The following is an 18,475-nucleotide window of genomic DNA, read 5'->3' as shown; positions in this document are numbered from 1 at the left end:
ACGCCGATTGCCGAAGGGCCCCGGGATCTGGCACGGCTTCTGCAATGGCTAGTGCAATGGCGACGACCGAACACGCCCCGCCCATCGGGCGCGCTTGCCAAATGGCCCCGATCCCGCGAGCCTGACACGAGCCCCCGACGATGCGGCGCGGAGGGCACAACACAGGAGAAACAGCCGATGGCCAACGACGATCCGGCGCCCAGGGCGCTACCTCCCACTCCCGCCGGCGCGCTGGACGAGGCCGCCTTCGTCGAACGGGCGCGGGCGCGCCTCGGCGAGGTCTACGGCGAGCGCACCGAAGAGGTGCTGCGCCGCCTGCTGACCCTGCTGTCGCACCACCACGGTGCCGCCCATGCCGCCCCGCGCCCGTTGTGGAGCGAACGCGACCAGTGGCTGATCACCTACGGCGACACCCTGCTCGACGGCGAGCGCCCCCCGCTCGAAGTGCTCGACGACTTCCTCGACGAACGCCTGTCGAACACCTTCAGCGGCGTGCACGTGCTGCCCTTCTTCCCCTGGAGCAGCGACGACGGCTTCGCCGTGGTCCACTATCGCGAGGTCAACCCGAGCCTCGGCGACTGGCAGGACATTCGCCGCCTGGCCGACAAGCGGGACCTGATGGTCGACCTGGTGATCAACCATGTCTCCCGCGAGTCGCTGTGGTTCGTCGACTACCTGGCCGGCACTCAGCCGGGGCGCGACTACTTCATCGAGATGGATCCCACCACCGACGTCTCCCAGGTCACCCGGCCGCGCAATTCGCCGCTGCTGGTGCCGGTGTCGACCCGTCGCGGCACCCGTCATGTCTGGGCGACCTTCTCCGAGGACCAGATCGATCTCAACTTCGCCAACCCGGACGTGCTGCTCGAGTTCGTCGGCATCATGCTCTACTACGTCGAGCAGGGCGCGCGGATGATCCGCCTCGACGCCATCGCCTACCTGTGGAAGGAGATCGGTACCTCCTGCATCCACCTGCCGCAGACCCACGCCATCGTGCGCCTGCTGCGGGCGATCCTCGATCACGTCGCACCGGGGACGCTGCTGATCACCGAGACCAACGTGCCGCACCGCGAGAACATGAGCTACTTCGGCCTCGAGCGGCTCGGCCCGGACGACACGCCCGACGAGGCGCACCTGATCTACCAGTTCACGCTGCCGCCGCTACTGGTGCACACCCTGACCAGCGGCGACGCCACCGCCCTGAAGACCTGGGCCAGCGGCCTGCCGACGCTGCCCGCCGGCTGCAGTTACTTCAACTTCACGGCCAGCCACGACGGCATCGGCGTGCGCGCCCTCGAAGGGCTGCTGCCGCAGCACGAGGTCGATGTCCTGCTCGAGCTGATGCACCGTTTCGGCGGCTACGTGAGCATGAAGGCCAATCCCGACGGCAAGGACTCGCCCTACGAGATCAACATCACCTACTTCGACGCCCTCAAGGGCACCCGGCGCGGCGCCGACGCCTGGCAGGTGGAACGTTTCCTGTGCAGCCAGAACCTGCTGCTCGCCCTGCAGGGCATCCCGGGCATCTACTTCCACTCGCTGACCGCCACCCTCAACGACCACGAAGGCGTCGAGCGCAGCGGCCACCTGCGCGCCATCAACCGGCGGCACTGGGTTCGCGAGGAACTCGACGAACTGATCGACAGCCGCAGCACCCCGACCCGCGAGGCCTTCTTCTCGCTCAAGCGCCGCCTCAAGCTGCGCGCCGGCGAGCCCTGTTTTCACCCCGAGGCGCCGCAGCGCGTGCTCGACACTCCCGACGGGCTGTTCGCCGTCGAACGCGGGCCACTGCCCGACGGCCGCCGGCTGCTGGCGATCTACAACATCAGCGACAAGCGTCAGCCGCTGAGCCTGCCGGAACTCGCCGACGGCGAATGGCGCGACGTGCTGAAGAACGGCGCACCGTACCGGCCGCGGCCCGAGGAGCGCGACATCCTGCGTCCCTACCGCAGCCTGTGGCTGGTGCAGACCCCGACATGAGCCCCGTTCACAGCCGTCACGAATCAATTCGCCCCCACCCGCCCCGACCTCGAGCGCCCGCCTGGAGCCCGGGCACGGGATAGCCCGTGGGAAGGAACTCGTTCCCGACGGCGGGGACACGCCCCCATTCATCACGTCCCCCGGTCGATGCCGCAAGCGGGGTCTTGCCGGCTCGGGAGCACGCCCGCCCGGTGCCAGCGTCCCGACCACGGTAACGTTCACGAAAGATTGGCGCTCTCGGGTCGCCAGAGCCACCGGCTTGCCGGTAAAGTGCCCTCAATCCGCCACCCTGGCGCTGCCGGCCATATCGTCACACCGAGAGGGTGTTTACAAATTAGGCGAGCGAAGGCAAGACAAGGCAAAATCGACCGAAAAAGCGGAGTTTACACGGGGTAAATGAGCATTTTGAGGCCGATTTTAACGCCGTATTGTCGAGCGCAGGCATTTTGTAAACACCCTCCGAGGACCGTCACTCATGTCACCATGGGCCTCCTGGCAAGCATGTCGCTGGCGCCAGGCCGACCTCGCGGCCGCGCGCCGTCTGCGCCAGCTCTGCCTGATTCTGGTCTGGCTGCTGGTCTGGCGGCTCTCCACGCTGATGGAATTCGCCCCCCACGCCAGCCTGTGGTTCCCCCCGGCCGGGCTGAGCTTCGCCGCCTTGCTGATGCTGGGCCGGCGCGCCGTTCCCGCCCTGATGGTCTGCGCGATCGTCGCCACCTTCTGGGTCGATCGCCTCTACGCCGCGCACCTGCCCTGGCAGGAACTGCTGTACGCCGGCGTGCTGTTCGGGCTGGCGCACTGCGCCAGCTACGGCCTCGGTGCCTGGCTGCTCAAGAGCCTGATCCGTACCCGCGAGACGGTCTCGGTACCGGTGGTGGTGCCGCTGTTCCTGATCGTCGGCTGCCTGTCGGCGCTGTGCGCGACGCTGCTCGGCGTGGCCGCGCTGCGCACGGCCGGCCTGCTGGAGGGCGTCGTCCTCCAGGAACTGTGGCTGCCCTGGTGGGTCGGCGACATGGCCGGCGTGCTGGTCCTGACGCCCCTGTTCCTGGCCTTGTTGAGCTGGCGCTATCCCGGCGTCGAAACGTGGTTCGGTGGACTGACGTTCGCCACCGCGACGACGAGCCGGCGCGGGTTCCTGGGGAAGCTGCTGGTCAGCCTGACCCTACTCAGCCTGGTCATGCTGCTCGACGCGCACTTTCGCTCGCCCGAGATCGCCTTCGGGGTGTTCTTCCTGATCATCCCGCAGATGTGGATCGTCTACACGGAAACGCCGCTTCGCGGCGCGACGAGCATTGCGCTGTTCAGTACCCTGACGGCCCTGTGGGTCGCGGCGCTGGGGCTGATCGAACAGTCGCTGACCTATCAGTTCGCCATCTGCGTGATCGCCGCCAGCGGCTATTTCGGCTTCGCCGTTCCCGCCTTGCTCGCCCAGAACCGCCAGCTCAGCGAACTGGCCTTCCGCGACGGCCTGACCGGCGTCATCACCCGTGGCCATTTCTTCGAACGCGCCGTCAGGATCCACGCCGAGGCGCGGCGTCGCGGCAGCCCCGTGTCGCTGATCGTGTTCGACCTCGACCACTTCAAGGCCATCAACGACACCCATGGCCACGACGTGGGCGACAAGGCATTGATCCGATTGTGTCAGGCCGTGCGCGCCGCGCTGGGCGCAAAGGACCTTTTCGGCCGCTTCGGCGGGGATGAATTCCTGCTGTTGCTGCCGGGGCACGACGGCAAGGCCGCCCGCCACCTGGCCGACCGGTTACAGCAGCGCCTCGGCGAGGTCCACGTCCCGCCGCTGCGTCATGGACTATCGGCCACCTTCGGCGTCGTCACCCTGACGGATGACGAAACCGTGGCCCAGGCCTTCAGCCGGGCCGACCACCGGTTGCTCGAGGCCAAGCGGCAGCGATCGGCCGCGGCACCGTCGAACCCCAAAAGGACCGCGGACCGCGGCTGAGCCCTCACACCCGGCGGGCCAGCCACCAGCCGGCGGCCATGGCGACCAGCATCGCCGCCAGCGGCAGGCTCGGCCCGGCGAGCGATGCCACGGCCGGCCCCGGGCAGTAGCCGGAGAGCCCCCAGCCGACACCGAACAGCGCCGCGCCGCCGAGCAGGCGGACGTCCAGGTCGCGGCGGGTGGGCAACGCGAAGCGCGGCGCCAGCCAGGGCGCGCCCCGCTTCCAGACCAGACGATAGCCGATGAAGGTCGTCACCACGGCGCCGCCGAGCACGAAGATCAGCGTCGGGTCCCAGTCGCCGGCGACATCCAGGAAACCGATCACCCGGGTCGGATCGGTCATGCCGCCGATCGCCAGCCCCAGGCCGAACAGCAGCCCGGCCACGTAGCCCAGCAGCGTCTTCATGGCGTTCCTCCGATGAGATGACGCACCGCATAGACCGTGGCCATCGCCACGGCCACGAACGTCACGGTCGCCGCCAGCGAGCGCGGCGACAGTCGCGCCATGCCGCACACCCCGTGGCCGCTGGTGCAGCCGCTGCCGATCCCGGTGCCCAGCCCCACCAGCAGGCCGGCGACGAGCATCGTCGTCACACCGCCGACGGGGGCGCCGATCACCGCGCCCGGCTCAGCAACCACGTTGCCCGCCCCGCCGCCGGCGAGCATCACCAGCAAGGGTCCGCTGATCAGCCCGACCAGAAACGCCAGCCGCCAGGCAGTGTCACCGGCGGGACGTTCCCACAGCAGTCCCGAGAGAATGCCGCTGATACCGGCGATGCGGCCCAGCGTCGCCATCAGCCACACCGCCGAAAGACCGATCAGCACGCCGCCGATCAGCCCTTGCAGGCTCGCCATCGTGTCCATTCTGGTTCCTTCACTTGTGGGTCTTGACGTGTCGTTGTCGGTGGCGTCACGCCGTGAAGCGTCCGCCACGGGCATCATGGGCGCCCGATCGCCATGGCTTAACGCTCTTCGGCGACCCGTTCGGCCACCTTCTCCAGCGTGGCCGGCGCCGCCAGCCACTCGTGCCCCTTGAGCATGACGTTCCAGTACAGGCGGGGCAGCAAGTGTGCCTTGACCATCCAGCCCATGCGGGTCGCCTGCGTGCCCTCGACCAGCCAATGGGGCAGGGTCGGTTGCAGCTTGCCCCCGTAGCCGAACTCCGCCAGCACCACCCGGCCACGCTCGACCGTGAGCGGGCAGGCGCCGTAGCCCAGGTAACCCGCCTCCAAGGCACGACCGTCGAGCCGGGCCAACAGGTTCTCGGCGACCACCGGGGCCTGCTTGCGCACGGCCGCCGCGGTCTTGGCATTACCGGTACCGCTGGCATCGCCCAGGCCGAAGACATCGGGGTAGCGCCGGTGCTGGAGCGTGGCCTCGTCGAGATCCAGCCAGCCCGCCGCATCGGCCAGCACGGAGCGGCGCACCAGGTCGGGAGCGCGCTGCGGCGGTACCACGTGCAACATGTCGAAGCGCCGTTCGACGATTTCCTCGCCCGACTCGCGCGTGACCCGAAAGCGGGCGACTCGATTGGGGCCATCCACCGCCACCAGGTTCTCCTGGTAGTGCAGGTCGATGCCGTAGTGTTCGACATAGCGCTCGAGCGCCGGCACGTAGTCCGCCACCCCGAACAGCACGCCACCGGCATTGTGAAAGCTGACGTCGATGCCGCCGAGCACGGCCCGGCGACGCCAGGCATCGCAGGCCAGATACATGGCCTTCTGCGGCGCCCCGGCGCACTTGATCGGCATCGGCGGCTGGGTGAACAAGGCACGACCCGACGACAGCGACTGGACCAGCGACCAGGTGTAGGGCGCCAGATCGCGGCGATAGTTGGAGGTCACGCCATGCTCGCCCAGGGTCGCCTCGAGCCCGTCGATGGCCGACCAGTCGATCACCAGCCCGGGGGCCACCACCAGACTGCGATAGCCCAGGACGCGACCGTCATCGAGAACGATCCGATGCGCGTCGGGGGCCACCTGATCGCAGCGATGCCGGTACCAGGTCACGAAATCGGGCATGACATCGCGCATCGCGCGACGCGTCTGCTCCGGGGTAAAGACCCCACCGCCGACCAGGGTCCAGCCGGGCTGGTAATCGTGGATCTCGGCGGGCTCGATGATGGCGATATCCAGGCTCTCACGGCGCTTGTGCAGACTGGCGGCCAGCGCGATGCCGGCGGCCCCGCCACCGATGATCAGCACGTCGTGACGGCCGGCGGGGACCGCGGCGGATGCGTTGGAAGACATGGCGAACTCCGGGAATGATCGTTCTTGTGGCCATGCCTCGCCCGGCCACCGTGGGGCCGAACGAGGCATCGGCGGGACCGGCATCGTTCAGAAGCGGTCGATGGGCACCTTGAGATATACCTGGCCATTGTCCTCGGCGGGGGGCAGATGGCCGGCGCGCATGTTGACCTGCACCGAGGGCAGGATCAGCCGCGGCATGCCCAGGGTGGCATCACGCTCGCGGCGCATGGCGACGAACTGTTCCTCGCTGACCCCGTCATGCACGTGCACGTTGCCGGCCCGCTGGTCGGCCACCGTGGTCTCGTGGGCATAGGTATCCCGGCCCGGCGCCTTGTAGTCGTGACAGAGAAACAGCCGTGTCTCGTCGGGCAGCGCCAGCACCTTCTGGATCGAATGATACAGCGTGCGTGCATCGCCACCGGGGAAATCACAGCGCGCGGTGCCATAATCGGGCATGAACAGGGTATCGCCGACGAAGGCCGCGTCGCCGATCACGTAGGTCAGGCAGGCCGGCGTGTGCCCCGGCGTATGCAGCACACGTCCTTCCAGATGACCGATGGCGAAGGTATCGCCCTCCGCGAAAAGCCGGTCGAACTGGCTGCCGTCGCGGGCGAACTCGGTGCCCGCATTGAAGGCCTTGCCGAAGATCTCCTGGACCTCGGTGATATGGGCGCCGATGGCCGTCCTTCCGCCGAGCTTTTCGTGCAGGTAGGGCGCCGCGGAGAGATGGTCGGCGTGAACGTGGGTTTCGAGGATCCATTCGACCGTGAGCCCCTTGCGCTCGACGAACTCGATGATCGCGTCGGCGGAGCGCACGTCGGTGCGTCCGGCGGCATAATCGAAGTCGAGTACCGAGTCGAGAATCGCGCAGGCCGAGCTTTCCGGATCCCGGACCACGTAGCTGAAGGTGTTGGTGGGCTCGTCGAAGAAGTGGGTAACGACGGGAGAGCGCATGAGATGACTCCTCTTACGCGATCGAGATGCCACCAGCATAACGCATTTTAAGTTCTAACATTATTCTTTTTTTGAATATATGAAATCCCGGCTATTCACCACCCGGTCGGCAGCCGATCGCCCGACAGGGGCATGCGGCCGATTTAAGAAAACCAAAAGGAATATAGAGTCTTCCTATTATTCCAAATTGGCCATTTGCGCTACACTCCCTGCATTCCATCCACGAGGAGCGGTCCATGACCCTGACACGCATCGTCCAATCCGCCGCCATCGCCCTGGCGCTCGGCGCGAGCGTCGGCATTGCCCAGGCCGACACCCTGCGGGTCGGCATGTCCGGCAAGTACTATCCCTTCACCTTCGTCGAGCAGGATCAGCTCAAGGGCTTCGAAGTGGACGTGCTGAACGCCATCGGCGAGCAGACCGGCGACGACATCGAGTTCGTCACCGCGAGCTTCTCGGGCCTGGCCGGCATGCTCGACTCCGGGCGTATCGACACCATCGCCAACCAGATCACCATCACCCCGGAGCGCAAGGCCAAGTACGCCTTCACCGATCCCTACGTCTATGACGGCGCTCAGGTGGTGGTGCGCAAGGGCAACGACGCCATCCAAGGCGTCGAGGATCTCAAGGGCAAGACCGTGGCGGTCAACCTCGGCTCCAACTACGAGCAGTTGCTGCGCGAGCTGCCCTATGCCGATCAGATCGACATCAAGACCTACGAGTCCAACATCGAGCAGGACGTCGCCCTGGGCCGTGCCGATGCCTTCGTCATGGACCGGGTCAGCGCCACCCAGGTGATCAAGGACAAGCCGCTGCCGCTGCAGCTCGCCGGCAAGCCCTTCTCGCGTATCGAGAACGCGCTGCCCTTCCGCGACGACGAGGCCGGCCGGGCCGACCGCGACCGTATCGACGCGGCGCTGGACACGCTGCGCGACAACGGCACCCTGACGCGAATCTCCGAGAAGTGGTTCGGGACCGACATCACCCGACCCTGATGACACGGCGACCGGCCCCGCCGGTCGCCCTTCCCCTATTCAAGGTTCAGGCTGACCGCCATGCACGCGCTCGATCTCGACTACATGCTGGGACTGGTGCCCATCCTGCTCGGCTATCTGCCGCTGACGCTGGAGATGGCCGTCGCCGGCATGATCTTCGCCCTGGTGCTGGCCTGCCTGCTGGCCGTGGTGCGCGTGCGCCGGCTGCGCGGGCTCAACGCCCTGGCAATGCTGTTCATCTCCTTCTTCCGCGGCACGCCGCTGCTGGTGCAGCTGTTCCTGTTCTATTACGGCCTGCCACAGCTGCTGACCTTCCTGGTGGCGATCAACGGCGTCACCGCGACCATCATGGGCCTGACCCTGCACTTCTCGGCCTACATGGCCGAATCGATCCGCGCAGCCATCGTCGGCGTCGATCGCAGCCAGACGGAAGCCGCGCTGTCGATCGGCATGACCCAGGGCCAGCTGATGCGGCGCATCGTGCTGCCCCAGGCGACACGCATCGCCACCCCGACGCTGATGAACTACTTCATCGACATGATCAAGGCCACCTCGCTGGCCTTCACGCTGGGGGTCACCGAACTGATGGGCGCCACCCAGAAGGAAGCCGCGAGCAGCTTCCTCTACTTCGAGGCGTTCCTGGTCGTGGCGATCATCTACTGGGTGGTCGTCGAAGCCCTCTCCTGGCTGCAGCGTCGGCTGGAAACCCGTCTCAACCGAGCCTATCAGCGATGATCGAACTCCAGGGCATCACCAAGCGCTTCGGCGCGCAGACGGTCTTCGAGAACATCGACCTGTCGCTCGAACGCGGCGAGATCATCGTCGTGGTCGGCCCCTCGGGCACCGGCAAGTCGACCCTGCTGCGCTGCATCAACTTCCTCGAGCGCCCCGACGCCGGGCATCTCACCGTCGGCGACCTGCGCGTCGACGTGACCCGGGCGACGCAGCGCGACATCCTCGCCCTGCGCCGGCGCACCGCCTTCGTCTTCCAGAACTATGCGCTGTTCGCCAACAAGACGGCGCTGGAGAACATCAGCGAGGGGATGATCGTGGTCGACCGTCTACCCAAGGAAAAGGCCCACGCCCGGGCCCGCGAGATCCTCGAACGCATCGGTCTGGCCGACAAGGCCGACGCCTACCCGGCCTCGCTGTCCGGCGGCCAGCAGCAGCGCGTGGGCATCGGCCGCGCGATGGCCGCCAACGCCGATGTCATACTCTTCGACGAACCGACCTCGGCGCTCGACCCGGAGTGGGTCGACGAGGTGCTGGGCCTGATGAAGCAGCTCGCCGCCGAGCGCCAGACGATGATCGTGGTCAGCCACGAGATGCAATTCGCCCGCGACGTGGCCGACCGGGTGGTGTTCATGGACGAGGGGCGCATCGTCGAACAGGCCCCGCCCGACGAGCTGTTCACCCAGCCCCGCGACGAACGCACCCGGCAGTTTTTGCGCAAGATCCTGCCCCAGGCGGCCGTCTAATCCGGCGCCCGCCGTCGGGTCCGCGCGGTGGCGACCGCCGTGCGTGGATCCTCGGGCCAGGGGTGCTTGGGGTAACGCCCGCGCATGTCCTTGCGCACCTCGAAGTAGCCCCGCTCCCAGAAGCTGGCGAGGTCGCGGGTCACCTGCAGTGGCCGCCCGGCCGGCGACAGCAGGTGCAGCACCACCGGCACGCGCCCGCCGGCGATGCGCGGTGTCTCGCCGAGCCCGAACAGCTCCTGGAGCTTCACGGCCAGCACCGGCTCTGCATCGAGAGCGCCGCCGGCTCGGCCACTCACGTAATCCAGGCGAATGCGCGAGCCGCTGGGCACCGGCAGATGGGTCGGTGCCAGCTCGTCGAGCGCCTGGCGGCTCGACCAGTCGAGCCGGTCGAGCAGGATCCGCGCGAAGGGCAGCGCATCGAGACGCTCGAGCCGGCGGATGCCGTCGAGATAGGGGCTCAGCCAGTCCTCCAGGGTCGCGAGCAGCCGTTCCTGCGACCAGTCCGGCCACGTCTCGCCGAACTCGCGACGCAGCAGCGCCACCCGGGCGCACAACTGCTCGGCTCCGGCGTCGAACGCCAACCGGCCACGGCGGCGCACCGCCGCCAGCAGCGCCTCGCGAATCGCCGCGTCGGGCATCTTTCGCAGCGGCCGGCGCTCGATTGTCAGTTCGCCCAACGCCCTGACCTCCTCGCCGATCAGCCGCCCTTCGGTCTCGCTCCAGGTCAGGCGGGGGCGAAAGTCGCGGGTTTCGGGGAACAGCGCCTCGAGGCGCGACGGCTCGAGCGCGGCAGCACGAAATATCCGCGCCCCCTGGGCCTGGCCGTCGAGCTCCACCGCCACCAGTGCCTTGGCATGCGCCAGCGGGTGTGACGCATCGAGCAGCGCCAGGCTGCCCGCGGCCAGCTTGAATCGCCCCGGCGCCTGACGCAGCGCGACCCGCTCGGGATAGGCCAGCGCCAGCAGCTCGCCGAGGGGCGCCAGCGAATCGACGCTCAGGCCGCAGGCGAGCGTATCGGCCAGGCGCCGGGCGTCGCGATACCATTGCCGCTCGGAGCCCTTGGCCCGGCCATCGGGGAGCCTGGCCAGCGTCGTGGCCAGATCCCGGTCCTCACCACCCGCACGCCCTTCCAGCAGCGCTGCCAGCCAGCAGGCCAGCGGTCGCGCGTCGAGTTCACCGGCTCGTTCGAGCATCACCGCCAGGCGCGGGTGGACCGGGTAATGCGCGCAGGCCCGCCCCAGCGCGGTGAGACGCTGGGCGTCGTCGAGCACGCCCAGGCGCTTGAGCAGCGAACGTCCGGCGTCCAGTGCCGCGGCCGGCGGCGGCGTCACCCAGCTCAGCGCGTCGGGCTCGACGATGCCCCAGCGGGCCAGCTCGAAGGCCAGCGGGGTCAGATCGGCCTGGCGGATCTCGGGATCAGCGTGAGCGGGCAATGGCTGCTCCTCGGCCCACAGCCGGTAGCAGACACCGGGGCCCTGGCGGGCGGCACGCCCACGGCGCTGATCGGCACTCGCCCGGCTGACCCGGTGGGTGGCCAGCCGCGTCAGCCCGAGGCGCGGCTGAAAGACCGGCTCGCGGGCGAAACCGCTGTCGATGACGATGCGCACGCCGTCCACCGTGACGCTGGATTCGGCGATGGCCGTGGCCAGCACGACCCGCCGCCGCCCGTCGGGATCGCGGCTCAGCGCCCGCTGCTGGGTCTCGAGCGGCAGGCGGCCGTGCAGCTCATGGAGGACGACGCCGGCCGGCAGCCCGGTCAGTTCCCGCGCCAGCCGACGGATCTCGCCGACCCCGGGCAGGATCACCAGCACGTCGCCCGCCTCGCGCGCCAACGCCTCGCGCACCACCCCGGCCTGCTGGGTCGCCGTGGCGTCGCGGGTGTTCAAGGCCCGGTAGTGGGTGGTCACCGGGAAGCTCCGCCCCGGGCACTCGACCAGCGGCACCTCGCCGAGCACGCCGGTGAGCGCCCCGACATCGAGCGTCGCCGACATCACCAGCAGCCGCAGGTCCTCGCGCAGGCCGGTCTGGACGTCCAGCGTCAGGGCCAGCCCCAGGTCCGCATCGAGGCTGCGCTCGTGGAACTCGTCGAAGACGATGCCCGCGACGCCCTCGAGCATCGGGTCGTCCTGGATCAGTCGCGTCAGCACACCCTGGGTCACCACCTCCAGCCGCGTGCGTTCGCCGACCCGGGTCTCGCCGCGCATGCGATAGCCCACCGTCTCCCCCACCGGCTCGCCGAGTCGTTCAGCCATGTAGCGCGCCGCCAGCCGGGCCGCGACACGTCGCGGCTCGAGCAGCAACAGCTTGCCCGTGGCGCACCAGGCAGAATCCAGCAGCGCCAGCGGCACGCGGGTGGTCTTGCCGGCCCCGGGCTCGGCGACCAGCAGCGCACGGGAGTGGGAATCCAGCGCGCCCCGGATCTCGGCCAGGCGCGCGTCGATGGGCAGGGCGCCGTGAGCAGGCGCATCGATAGAAGACGTGTCGGAAGCGGTCATCGGCCTATCGGGTCGGTTCGATGGGAGCGCTACTTTTACCATCGTCTGCCGACAGGGAAAAACGCGCCAGCCGCATCGCCAATGAATTCGCCCCACGAGAGCGAGTCCTTGCTGGTTTCGTGGGAAGCAACTCGTTCCCGACGGCTGGCTATACGCGGCCCTGGTTGTCCAGCTCCACCGCCTCGTGCATGCGTTCCAGCAGATCGGGAATCGCCGCCTGCACCCGATTCCAGCTGGGAATGAACGGCTTGTCGCGCGGGTTGTCGAGAAAGGCCGCCCCCGCTTCCATGATGTTGGAGGCAAACAGCTCCACCGCCTGCTCCTCGCTGTGGCGGTCGAGCTTGAGACCGTTCATGGCGGCATCGTTGTCGTAGGCCTCGATCAAATCCAGGGCGATGCGATAGTACGTCGCCTTGATGGTGCGAAAGGTCTCGGCATGAATCTCGACGCCCAGCGTCGCCAGCTTGCGATAGAGCGCCTTGGCGATATCCAGGCTCATGCGGTTGAGCCCGGCGTGGGGATCGTCCTCGGAGACCGGCTGATGCTTGTGATCGTAGATATCGGCGATGTCGACCTGACAGAGCTGCTTGGTGGAATAGTTGCGATGCACCTCGGAGAGCACGCCGATCTCCAGCCCCCAATCGCTGGGAATGCGGATGCCATCGAGCACATCGGTACGCATCGAGAACTCCCCCGACAGCGGGTAGCGGTAGCTGTCCAGGTAATCCAGGTAGGGCAGCGGGCCGAAGACCTTCTTCAGCGCGCGAATCATCGGCGTGACCATCAGCCGAGCCACCCGGCCGTTGAGCTTGCCGTCGGCGATCCGCGAGTAGTAGCCCTTGCAGAATTCGTAGTTGAACTGCGGATGCGCCACCGGGTAGATCAGCCGCGCCAGCAGCCCCCGGTCGTAGGTGACGATGTCGCAGTCGTGCAGCGCCACCGCTTGGGTACGCCGAGAGGCCAGCATGTAGCCGGCGCAGTACCAGACGTTGCGCCCCTTGCCCGGCTCCTGGGGCGATATGCCCTCGGCCTCCAGCTCGGCATCCAGCGCCTGCAGGCGCGGCCCGTCGTTCCACAGGATGCGATGGTGCTGCGGCAACCGGGAAAAGAACTCGCGGGCGTGGAGGAACTGCTCGCGATCGGCGCGATCGAGGCCGATGACAATCTCGTCGAGATACTCCACCTTGGCCAGTTCGTCGACGATCCGCCCCAGCGCCGGCCCTTCCAGTTCCGAGAACAGCGACGGCAGGATCAACCCCATCGGCCGCCGCCTGGCGAAGCGTTTCAGATCCGCCTCGAGCGCCTCCACCGGCCGATGCGTCAGGTTGTGAAAGTTGGTGATGATGCCGTTCTGATAAAAATCGCTCATAGAGGCTCGTCCTCATGCGGGGCGGATGGCTCGAAGAAGGTCTTGCCCAGCCAGTGGTCCAGCCCCTCGCACCAGCCTTGCGGCCCCGAGGCCCGGGTGCGATACAACGCGGGGTTGGCGACGTCCACCGGGTGGCGATGCTCGCCGCGGATCAGCACCGCCTGGTCGACCGCCTCGAGCAGCGCGATATCGTTGGGCCCGTCGCCGAGCCCCAGCGTGGTCGGCGTGTCGCCGCGCAGCGCCTCGAAGCGTGCCACCAGCCAGCGCATCGCCTGGCCCTTGTCGACGTTACCCATGACGTGCCAGAAGCGCCCGCCGCGAGTGAGCGTCAGGCCGTCGTTCTGCAGGGCGCCGCGAAAGGTCTCCAGGGCCGCGTCGCTATCGTCCCAGATCAGCGGCTCGCTGCCCTCGCGCTGACGCGACAGACGCGCGCCCTCCTCGCTCAGGCCGGTGGCGCGAACGACCTCGTCGAGGGTCATTTCGCTCATGGTGCGGTAGTTCAGCTTGAGCCGGTCGCGTAGCACCCCGAGGCGCTGACGCAGGAAATCGTTGTCCACGCCCGGGGTCTTGATGCACAACCCGCTGGGGTCGGCGGGGTCGCGATCCAGACGGGCATGCTGCCAGTTGGGCGGCAGGCCGATCACCGCGCCGTTCTCGGCAATGAAGGGCGCATCCTCGAGCGCCAGTTCACGGCGCAGCGGCACCAGCTCGGCGCGGGTCTTGCTGCTGACCGGAATCACCGGCACGGCGGTCTTGCGCAGGCGTCGTAGCCAGGGCTCCGCCGGCGACCAGTCGTAGGTGTAATGATCGAGCAGGGATCCATCCAGATCGGTGAAGATCAGGCGTAATCGCTGGGCTGCCATGGCGTTTGTCATCACGGTCCTCCATGAACGACCGACGATCCGTCGCCGACGGTCGCGCATCGTGGTAATGCGTCCTAGCACAGAATGTGCCACTCAGGCCCGATCGGGCCTTGAGGCGGGCCTGAGCCGGGCCAGTCCAGGCCCTTGCACCACCCCTCACGATAGTCGATGCCGCCCAGCTCCCCCCAAGGCGCACTCGTATCGGGCAGACTTCGCTCCCGTCCGGTGCGGCGAGCGCCTGAACGGGCCCTTTTGCACAATGATGGTGCACCAAGGATCCATACCGGGCATCAGCCAACGTCTAAAAGCACCGGAACCGTCTCATATCCCGGCGTGAAAAATGCTATCATCAGGCTGAAAAGTCGCCATTCGACCGCGGACGTTTCTGCATGAACAACACTTCACCCTGCATTCTGGTCATGGGCGTTTCCGGCTCGGGAAAGTCGCACATCGGCCGGGATCTCGCCTCGGCCATCGGCGCCGAATTCATCGATGCCGACGATCATCATAGCCCGACCAGCATCGCCAAGATGTCTCGCGGGGAGCCGTTGAACGACGCCGACCGCGAGGGCTGGCTCGAGACACTCGCGAATTTCTATCGGCATTACCGCGAGGCGGGAAAACCGCTGGTCATCGGCTGCTCGGCGCTCAAGCATCGCTACCGCGACAGCCTGCGCGAGGGCGCGCCGGACCTGGAGATTCTCTATCTCCACGGCACTCGCGAGGTCCTTCTGGAGCGGCTGAACTCCCGCGGCGCGCATTTCTTCGCCGGCGAGCACATGCTCGACAACCAGCTGAGCACACTCGAAACGCCCGACGAGACCGAGGCCTTTCGCATCGATATTCGCACCGATCCCGCCATGATCGTTTCGCGGTTCATCGAGCATCTGAAACGCCACTGATCCACGGCGCTATTCACGAAAAAGGCGACGCCTCATGCGTCGCCTTTTTCGTATCCGGGGTATCGGCAAGTGATCTTTGGTATCGCCCGTTTTTGCACCATGATCCGATATCGTCGGGAACAAGTTCCCTCCCACAAATTCCGTCCAGCTCCTCAGACTTTATGTCGGTCGGCCAGCGCACACAGCCCCGCCAGGGTCGCCGAGTCGCTGTCGATCTCGCGCACGGTGAAATCGCAGGCTTCCAGCGCCCGCCGATAGAGCGCATTGAGTGTCGTCGATCCGACCAGCAGGACTTCGCCGGCCGTGGGATGGATCCGGCGCTGGGTACGCACTTCGCTGCCGATCATCACCCCGGAGAGAAAGCTGCCGACCCGCTCGGCGGGAAGCCCGGCATAGAGGTGCCGACTGCGCGCCTCGAAAAGGGCATGCAGCAGGCCCGCCGGGTGCGCGGCCGCCGTCAGCCCCTGGTCGAAGGCCCCGGCATCGAACTCGGCGGACTCGCGGGCCGGCTCGCCGGGCAAGGTGTGAAAACGCACCGCATGGTAGAGCTCACCGGTCATCGCGGTGATGAAGTCGATCATCCGCCCGCCCTCGAGACGCGCCCACTTGCTGTGGGTGCCCGGCAGGCAGCACAGGGCGGTGTCGGTCTCGCACAGCGCCAGGGCGCCGAAGGCCTGGATCTCCTCGCCGCGCATCACGTCGACGTGGTCGTCGCGGACCACCTTGACGCCGGGCACGATCCAGGCGTTGTCGAGGCCCGGCGCGGCGACCACGTCAGCGGCCAGATCCTCGGCGGACACCGGCAGGTCGAGCTGCGGCGCCTCGATCCAGCCACGCTTCGAGCCGACCATGCCGGCGAGATAGATCGGTACGCTCCTGGCGCCCGCGCCCTCGCGCCACGCCCCTACCTGCGCGGCGCAGTAATGGGGGAACTCGGCACTCGACAGCGAACGCAGTCCGGCATCGGAGCGCCGGGTCTCCAGGCATTCGCCACTCGCGCGGTCGACCAGGAAGGCGCGGAAGTTGCTGGTCCCCCAGTCGATGGCGATCAGGCGCTCGTCACCGGCCGTCATGCGTCCGCCTCACGCTCGAGCTCCGAGGCCTGATTGAGGCCTTCATTGATACGGCGCCATTCGGCGATCAGCGCGCGGCCCCGCTCGCCCACCTCGTCGGCCGACCAGCCGGGCTTGTACACGCTGCCGCCGAAGCCGAAACCGTCGATCCCGGCGGCCACCCACTCGGCCATGTTGTCGAGATCGATGCCCCCCACGGCGAGTACCGGCAGGTCGGGCGGCAATACCGCCTTGATGTCCTTGAAGTAGCCGGTACCCAGCTTGCCGGCCGGAAACAGCTTGAGCGTGGTGGCTCCGGCGCGGACCGCCGTCAGCGCCTCGGTGGGCGTCATGCAGCCGATCATCGGCGCCAGATCCTGGGAGGCCGCCTCGCCGATCACCGCCGGATCGGTGTTGGGGGTGATCACCAGCGGCGCTTCCAGATCCGCCAGCCGCTGACAGGCCTCGGGGTCGAGCACCGTGCCGGCGCCGATCACCACGTCATCCGGACAGCGCTTGGCGAGCCGTTCGATGCTCTCCCAGGGGCGCGGCGAGTTGAGCGGAATCTCGATCATCCGGAAACCCGCCGTCACCAGCGCGTCGAAGATGGCGTCGACCTCGTCCGGCCGCACGCCACGCAGAATCGCCACCAGCGGCAGGTCCTTGAGAGCCGCCTGCAGGGCGGCCCGGCGCGTCTCGTTCATAGTTGCCTCCTGTAACTCTTCCATGCCACGCCCATGAAGCGCTCAAGGCATTGCCGAGCGAGATGAAGCGCAAGGCGCCCGGCGCGCAGAAACCGCAGCATACGAATGGGTATGTGAGGATTTTAAGCACCGGGCAACGCCGCGATTCACTCGCGCAGGCCATGAATTGAGTGTTTCATCACCATTCGGCGATCGAGCCGTCTTCATGCGTCCACACCGGATTGCGCCAGCGATGCCCCACCTTGGCGCGCTCCTCGACGAAGGCCTCGTCGATTTCCACGCCCAGCCCCGGACCCTCGGGGATCGCGCAGAAGCCGTCGTGGATCGACAGCGCGGACTTGTCCACCAGGTAATCGAGCACGTCGTTGTCCCGATTGTAGTGGATGCCCATGCTCTGTTCCTGAATGAAGGCATTGTGGTTGACGGCATCCACGTGCAGCGAGGCGGCCAGCGTCAGCGGCCCCAGCGGGCAGTGCGGCGCCAGCGCCACGTCGTAGCAGGAGGCCAGCGAGGCGATCTTCATGCCCTCGCTGATGCCGCCGCAGTGCGACAGATCCGGCTGCACCACGTCGACCATGCCCTCGGCGAGCAGGTCGCGGAACTGGAAGCGGGTATGCAGCCGCTCGCCGGTGGCGATCGGGTAGCCCAGCCCGGTGGCGATCTGCTTGAGGCTCGGCAGGTGCTCGGGCAGCACCGGCTCCTCGACGAACATCGGGTGATAGGGCTCGAGTTCACGCAGCAGCGCCTTGGCCATGGGCCGATGGACGCGACCGTGGAAGTCGATGCCGATGCCCACGTCGGGCCCCACCGCCTCGCGGGCCTCGGCGACCCGGGCCACCGCCTCGTCGATCTTGCGATGCGAGTCGACGATGGCAAGCTCCGGCGTGCCGTTCATCTTGAAGGCGGTGAAGCCCTGCTCGACCAGCGCCCTGGCGCCCTCGCCCACATCGCTCGGCCGGTCGCCGCCGGTCCAGGCGTACATGCGCATGCGGTCGCGCACCCTGCCGCCCAGCAACTGGTACACGGGCACCCCCAGGTCGCGACCCTTGAGGTCCCACAGCGCCTGGTCGATGCCGGCGATGGCGCTCATCAGGATCGGACCGCCGCGATAGAACCCGGCGCGGTACATCGTATTCCACAGGTGCTCGATGCGGTGCGGGTCCTGGCCGACGAGATAGTCGGCGAGTTCGTGTACCGCGGCCTCGACGGTCGCCGCGCGCCCCTCGACCACCGGCTCGCCCCAGCCGTAGCACCCTTCGTCGGTCTCGATCTTGAGGAACAGCCAGCGCGGCGGCACCTGCCAGGTCTTGAGTTGGGTAATTTTCATGAGGGTCCTTTTAGACTAACCACATGGCAATCTCGGGGAAGAACAGCAGCGCGAACAGCACCACCAGCTGGATGGCGATGAACGGCAACAGCGAGACGAAGATGTCCTTGAGACTCACGCTCGGTGGCGCCACCCCCTTCAGGTAGAAGG

16 protein-coding genes are annotated in these 18,475 nt (G+C 67.5%); 6 read left to right on the top strand and 10 right to left on the bottom strand.

Features of this window, described 5'->3' with window-relative positions:
- The first annotated feature begins 177 nt into the window (after positions 1 to 177).
- Together KGR00_RS03520 and KGR00_RS03515 are read left to right on the top strand one after the other, a co-directional pair.
- Positions 178 to 1,980 (top strand): sugar phosphorylase, encoded by a 1,803-nt coding sequence (locus KGR00_RS03520; RefSeq protein WP_224417632.1) that lies wholly within the window; start codon positions 178 to 180, stop codon positions 1,978 to 1,980.
- A gap of 475 nt (positions 1,981 to 2,455) precedes the next feature.
- Positions 2,456 to 3,937 carry a diguanylate cyclase gene (locus KGR00_RS03515; protein ID WP_224417633.1) on the top strand — a complete coding sequence of 494 codons (1,482 nt, stop codon included), beginning with the start codon at positions 2,456 to 2,458 and terminating at the stop codon, positions 3,935 to 3,937.
- Between the two features lie 4 nt (positions 3,938 to 3,941).
- Here the strand turns inward: KGR00_RS03515 and KGR00_RS03510 are convergent, their stop codons facing one another.
- The 4 genes from KGR00_RS03510 to KGR00_RS03495 all read right to left on the bottom strand — a co-directional run bounded on the left by KGR00_RS03510 (position 3,942) and on the right by KGR00_RS03495 (position 7,140).
- Positions 3,942 to 4,343, bottom strand: a complete 402-nt coding sequence (locus KGR00_RS03510; RefSeq protein WP_224417634.1) for a DUF6691 family protein — start codon at positions 4,341 to 4,343, stop codon at positions 3,942 to 3,944.
- The gene (locus KGR00_RS03505) at positions 4,340 to 4,801 is read right to left on the bottom strand and encodes a YeeE/YedE family protein (protein WP_224417635.1); all 462 of its coding nucleotides are present in this window, start codon (positions 4,799 to 4,801) and stop codon (positions 4,340 to 4,342) included. Before KGR00_RS03505 ends, KGR00_RS03510 begins: the two co-directional genes overlap by 4 nt.
- A gap of 98 nt (positions 4,802 to 4,899) precedes the next feature.
- The gene (locus tag KGR00_RS03500; RefSeq protein WP_224417636.1) at positions 4,900 to 6,186 is read right to left on the bottom strand and encodes an FAD/NAD(P)-binding oxidoreductase; all 1,287 of its coding nucleotides are present in this window, start codon (positions 6,184 to 6,186) and stop codon (positions 4,900 to 4,902) included.
- A gap of 87 nt (positions 6,187 to 6,273) precedes the next feature.
- Complete coding sequence (locus KGR00_RS03495; RefSeq protein ID WP_129141458.1) at positions 6,274 to 7,140, bottom strand: MBL fold metallo-hydrolase; 867 nt, start codon at positions 7,138 to 7,140, stop codon at positions 6,274 to 6,276.
- A gap of 236 nt (positions 7,141 to 7,376) precedes the next feature.
- Here KGR00_RS03495 and KGR00_RS03490 point away from each other — a divergent pair, with 236 nt between their 5' ends.
- Genes KGR00_RS03490 through KGR00_RS03480 form a run of 3 tightly spaced genes read left to right on the top strand, consistent with a single transcriptional unit; the run spans position 7,377 to position 9,613 of the window.
- Entirely contained in the window at positions 7,377 to 8,135 is a 759-nt protein-coding gene (locus KGR00_RS03490; protein ID WP_129141459.1) for an amino acid ABC transporter substrate-binding protein, read from the top strand.
- A 60-nt stretch (positions 8,136 to 8,195) separates the two neighbouring features.
- Positions 8,196 to 8,870 carry an amino acid ABC transporter permease gene (locus KGR00_RS03485; protein ID WP_129141460.1) on the top strand — a complete coding sequence of 225 codons (675 nt, stop codon included), beginning with the start codon at positions 8,196 to 8,198 and terminating at the stop codon, positions 8,868 to 8,870.
- Positions 8,867 to 9,613 (top strand): amino acid ABC transporter ATP-binding protein, encoded by a 747-nt coding sequence (locus tag KGR00_RS03480; RefSeq protein ID WP_129141461.1) that lies wholly within the window; start codon positions 8,867 to 8,869, stop codon positions 9,611 to 9,613. The genes KGR00_RS03485 and KGR00_RS03480 overlap by 4 nt, the downstream gene beginning before the upstream one ends.
- Here KGR00_RS03480 and hrpB read toward each other — a convergent pair.
- The 3 genes from hrpB to KGR00_RS03465 all read right to left on the bottom strand — a co-directional run bounded on the left by hrpB (position 9,610) and on the right by KGR00_RS03465 (position 14,352).
- The gene (gene hrpB, locus KGR00_RS03475) at positions 9,610 to 12,108 is read right to left on the bottom strand and encodes an ATP-dependent helicase HrpB (RefSeq protein WP_224424158.1); all 2,499 of its coding nucleotides are present in this window, start codon (positions 12,106 to 12,108) and stop codon (positions 9,610 to 9,612) included. The two genes, KGR00_RS03480 and hrpB, sit on opposite strands and share 4 nt — an antisense overlap.
- Before the next feature lie 148 nt (positions 12,109 to 12,256).
- The gene (locus KGR00_RS03470; RefSeq protein ID WP_224424157.1) at positions 12,257 to 13,477 is read right to left on the bottom strand and encodes a glycosyl transferase; all 1,221 of its coding nucleotides are present in this window, start codon (positions 13,475 to 13,477) and stop codon (positions 12,257 to 12,259) included.
- A complete protein-coding gene (locus tag KGR00_RS03465; RefSeq protein WP_224424156.1) occupies positions 13,474 to 14,352 on the bottom strand; it encodes a mannosyl-3-phosphoglycerate phosphatase in 879 nt (292 codons plus the stop codon). Before KGR00_RS03465 ends, KGR00_RS03470 begins: the two co-directional genes overlap by 4 nt.
- Before the next feature lie 377 nt (positions 14,353 to 14,729).
- Here KGR00_RS03465 and KGR00_RS03460 point away from each other — a divergent pair, with 377 nt between their 5' ends.
- Positions 14,730 to 15,242: a gluconokinase gene (locus KGR00_RS03460; RefSeq protein WP_224424155.1), complete on the top strand. Its 513-nt coding sequence runs from the start codon at positions 14,730 to 14,732 to the stop codon at positions 15,240 to 15,242.
- A 152-nt stretch (positions 15,243 to 15,394) separates the two neighbouring features.
- Here KGR00_RS03460 and KGR00_RS03455 read toward each other — a convergent pair whose 3' ends face one another.
- The 3 genes from KGR00_RS03455 to dgoD all read right to left on the bottom strand — a co-directional run bounded on the left by KGR00_RS03455 (position 15,395) and on the right by dgoD (position 18,325).
- On the bottom strand, positions 15,395 to 16,315 hold the full coding sequence (locus tag KGR00_RS03455; protein ID WP_224424154.1) for a 2-dehydro-3-deoxygalactonokinase: 921 nt from the start codon (positions 16,313 to 16,315) through the stop codon (positions 15,395 to 15,397).
- Positions 16,312 to 16,998 (bottom strand): 2-dehydro-3-deoxy-6-phosphogalactonate aldolase, encoded by a 687-nt coding sequence (locus KGR00_RS03450; RefSeq protein ID WP_129141467.1) that lies wholly within the window; start codon positions 16,996 to 16,998, stop codon positions 16,312 to 16,314. The genes KGR00_RS03455 and KGR00_RS03450 overlap by 4 nt, the downstream gene beginning before the upstream one ends.
- Before the next feature lie 178 nt (positions 16,999 to 17,176).
- Complete coding sequence (gene dgoD, locus KGR00_RS03445) at positions 17,177 to 18,325, bottom strand: galactonate dehydratase (protein WP_224424153.1); 1,149 nt, start codon at positions 18,323 to 18,325, stop codon at positions 17,177 to 17,179.
- Between the last annotated feature and the right edge of the window lie 150 nt (positions 18,326 to 18,475).

The sequence above is a fragment of the Modicisalibacter sp. MOD 31.J genome (genome assembly GCF_020147985.1).
Taxonomy (GTDB): Bacteria; Pseudomonadota; Gammaproteobacteria; order Pseudomonadales; family Halomonadaceae; genus Modicisalibacter; species Modicisalibacter coralii.
This window is presented reverse-complemented; position numbering and strand designations above follow the sequence as displayed.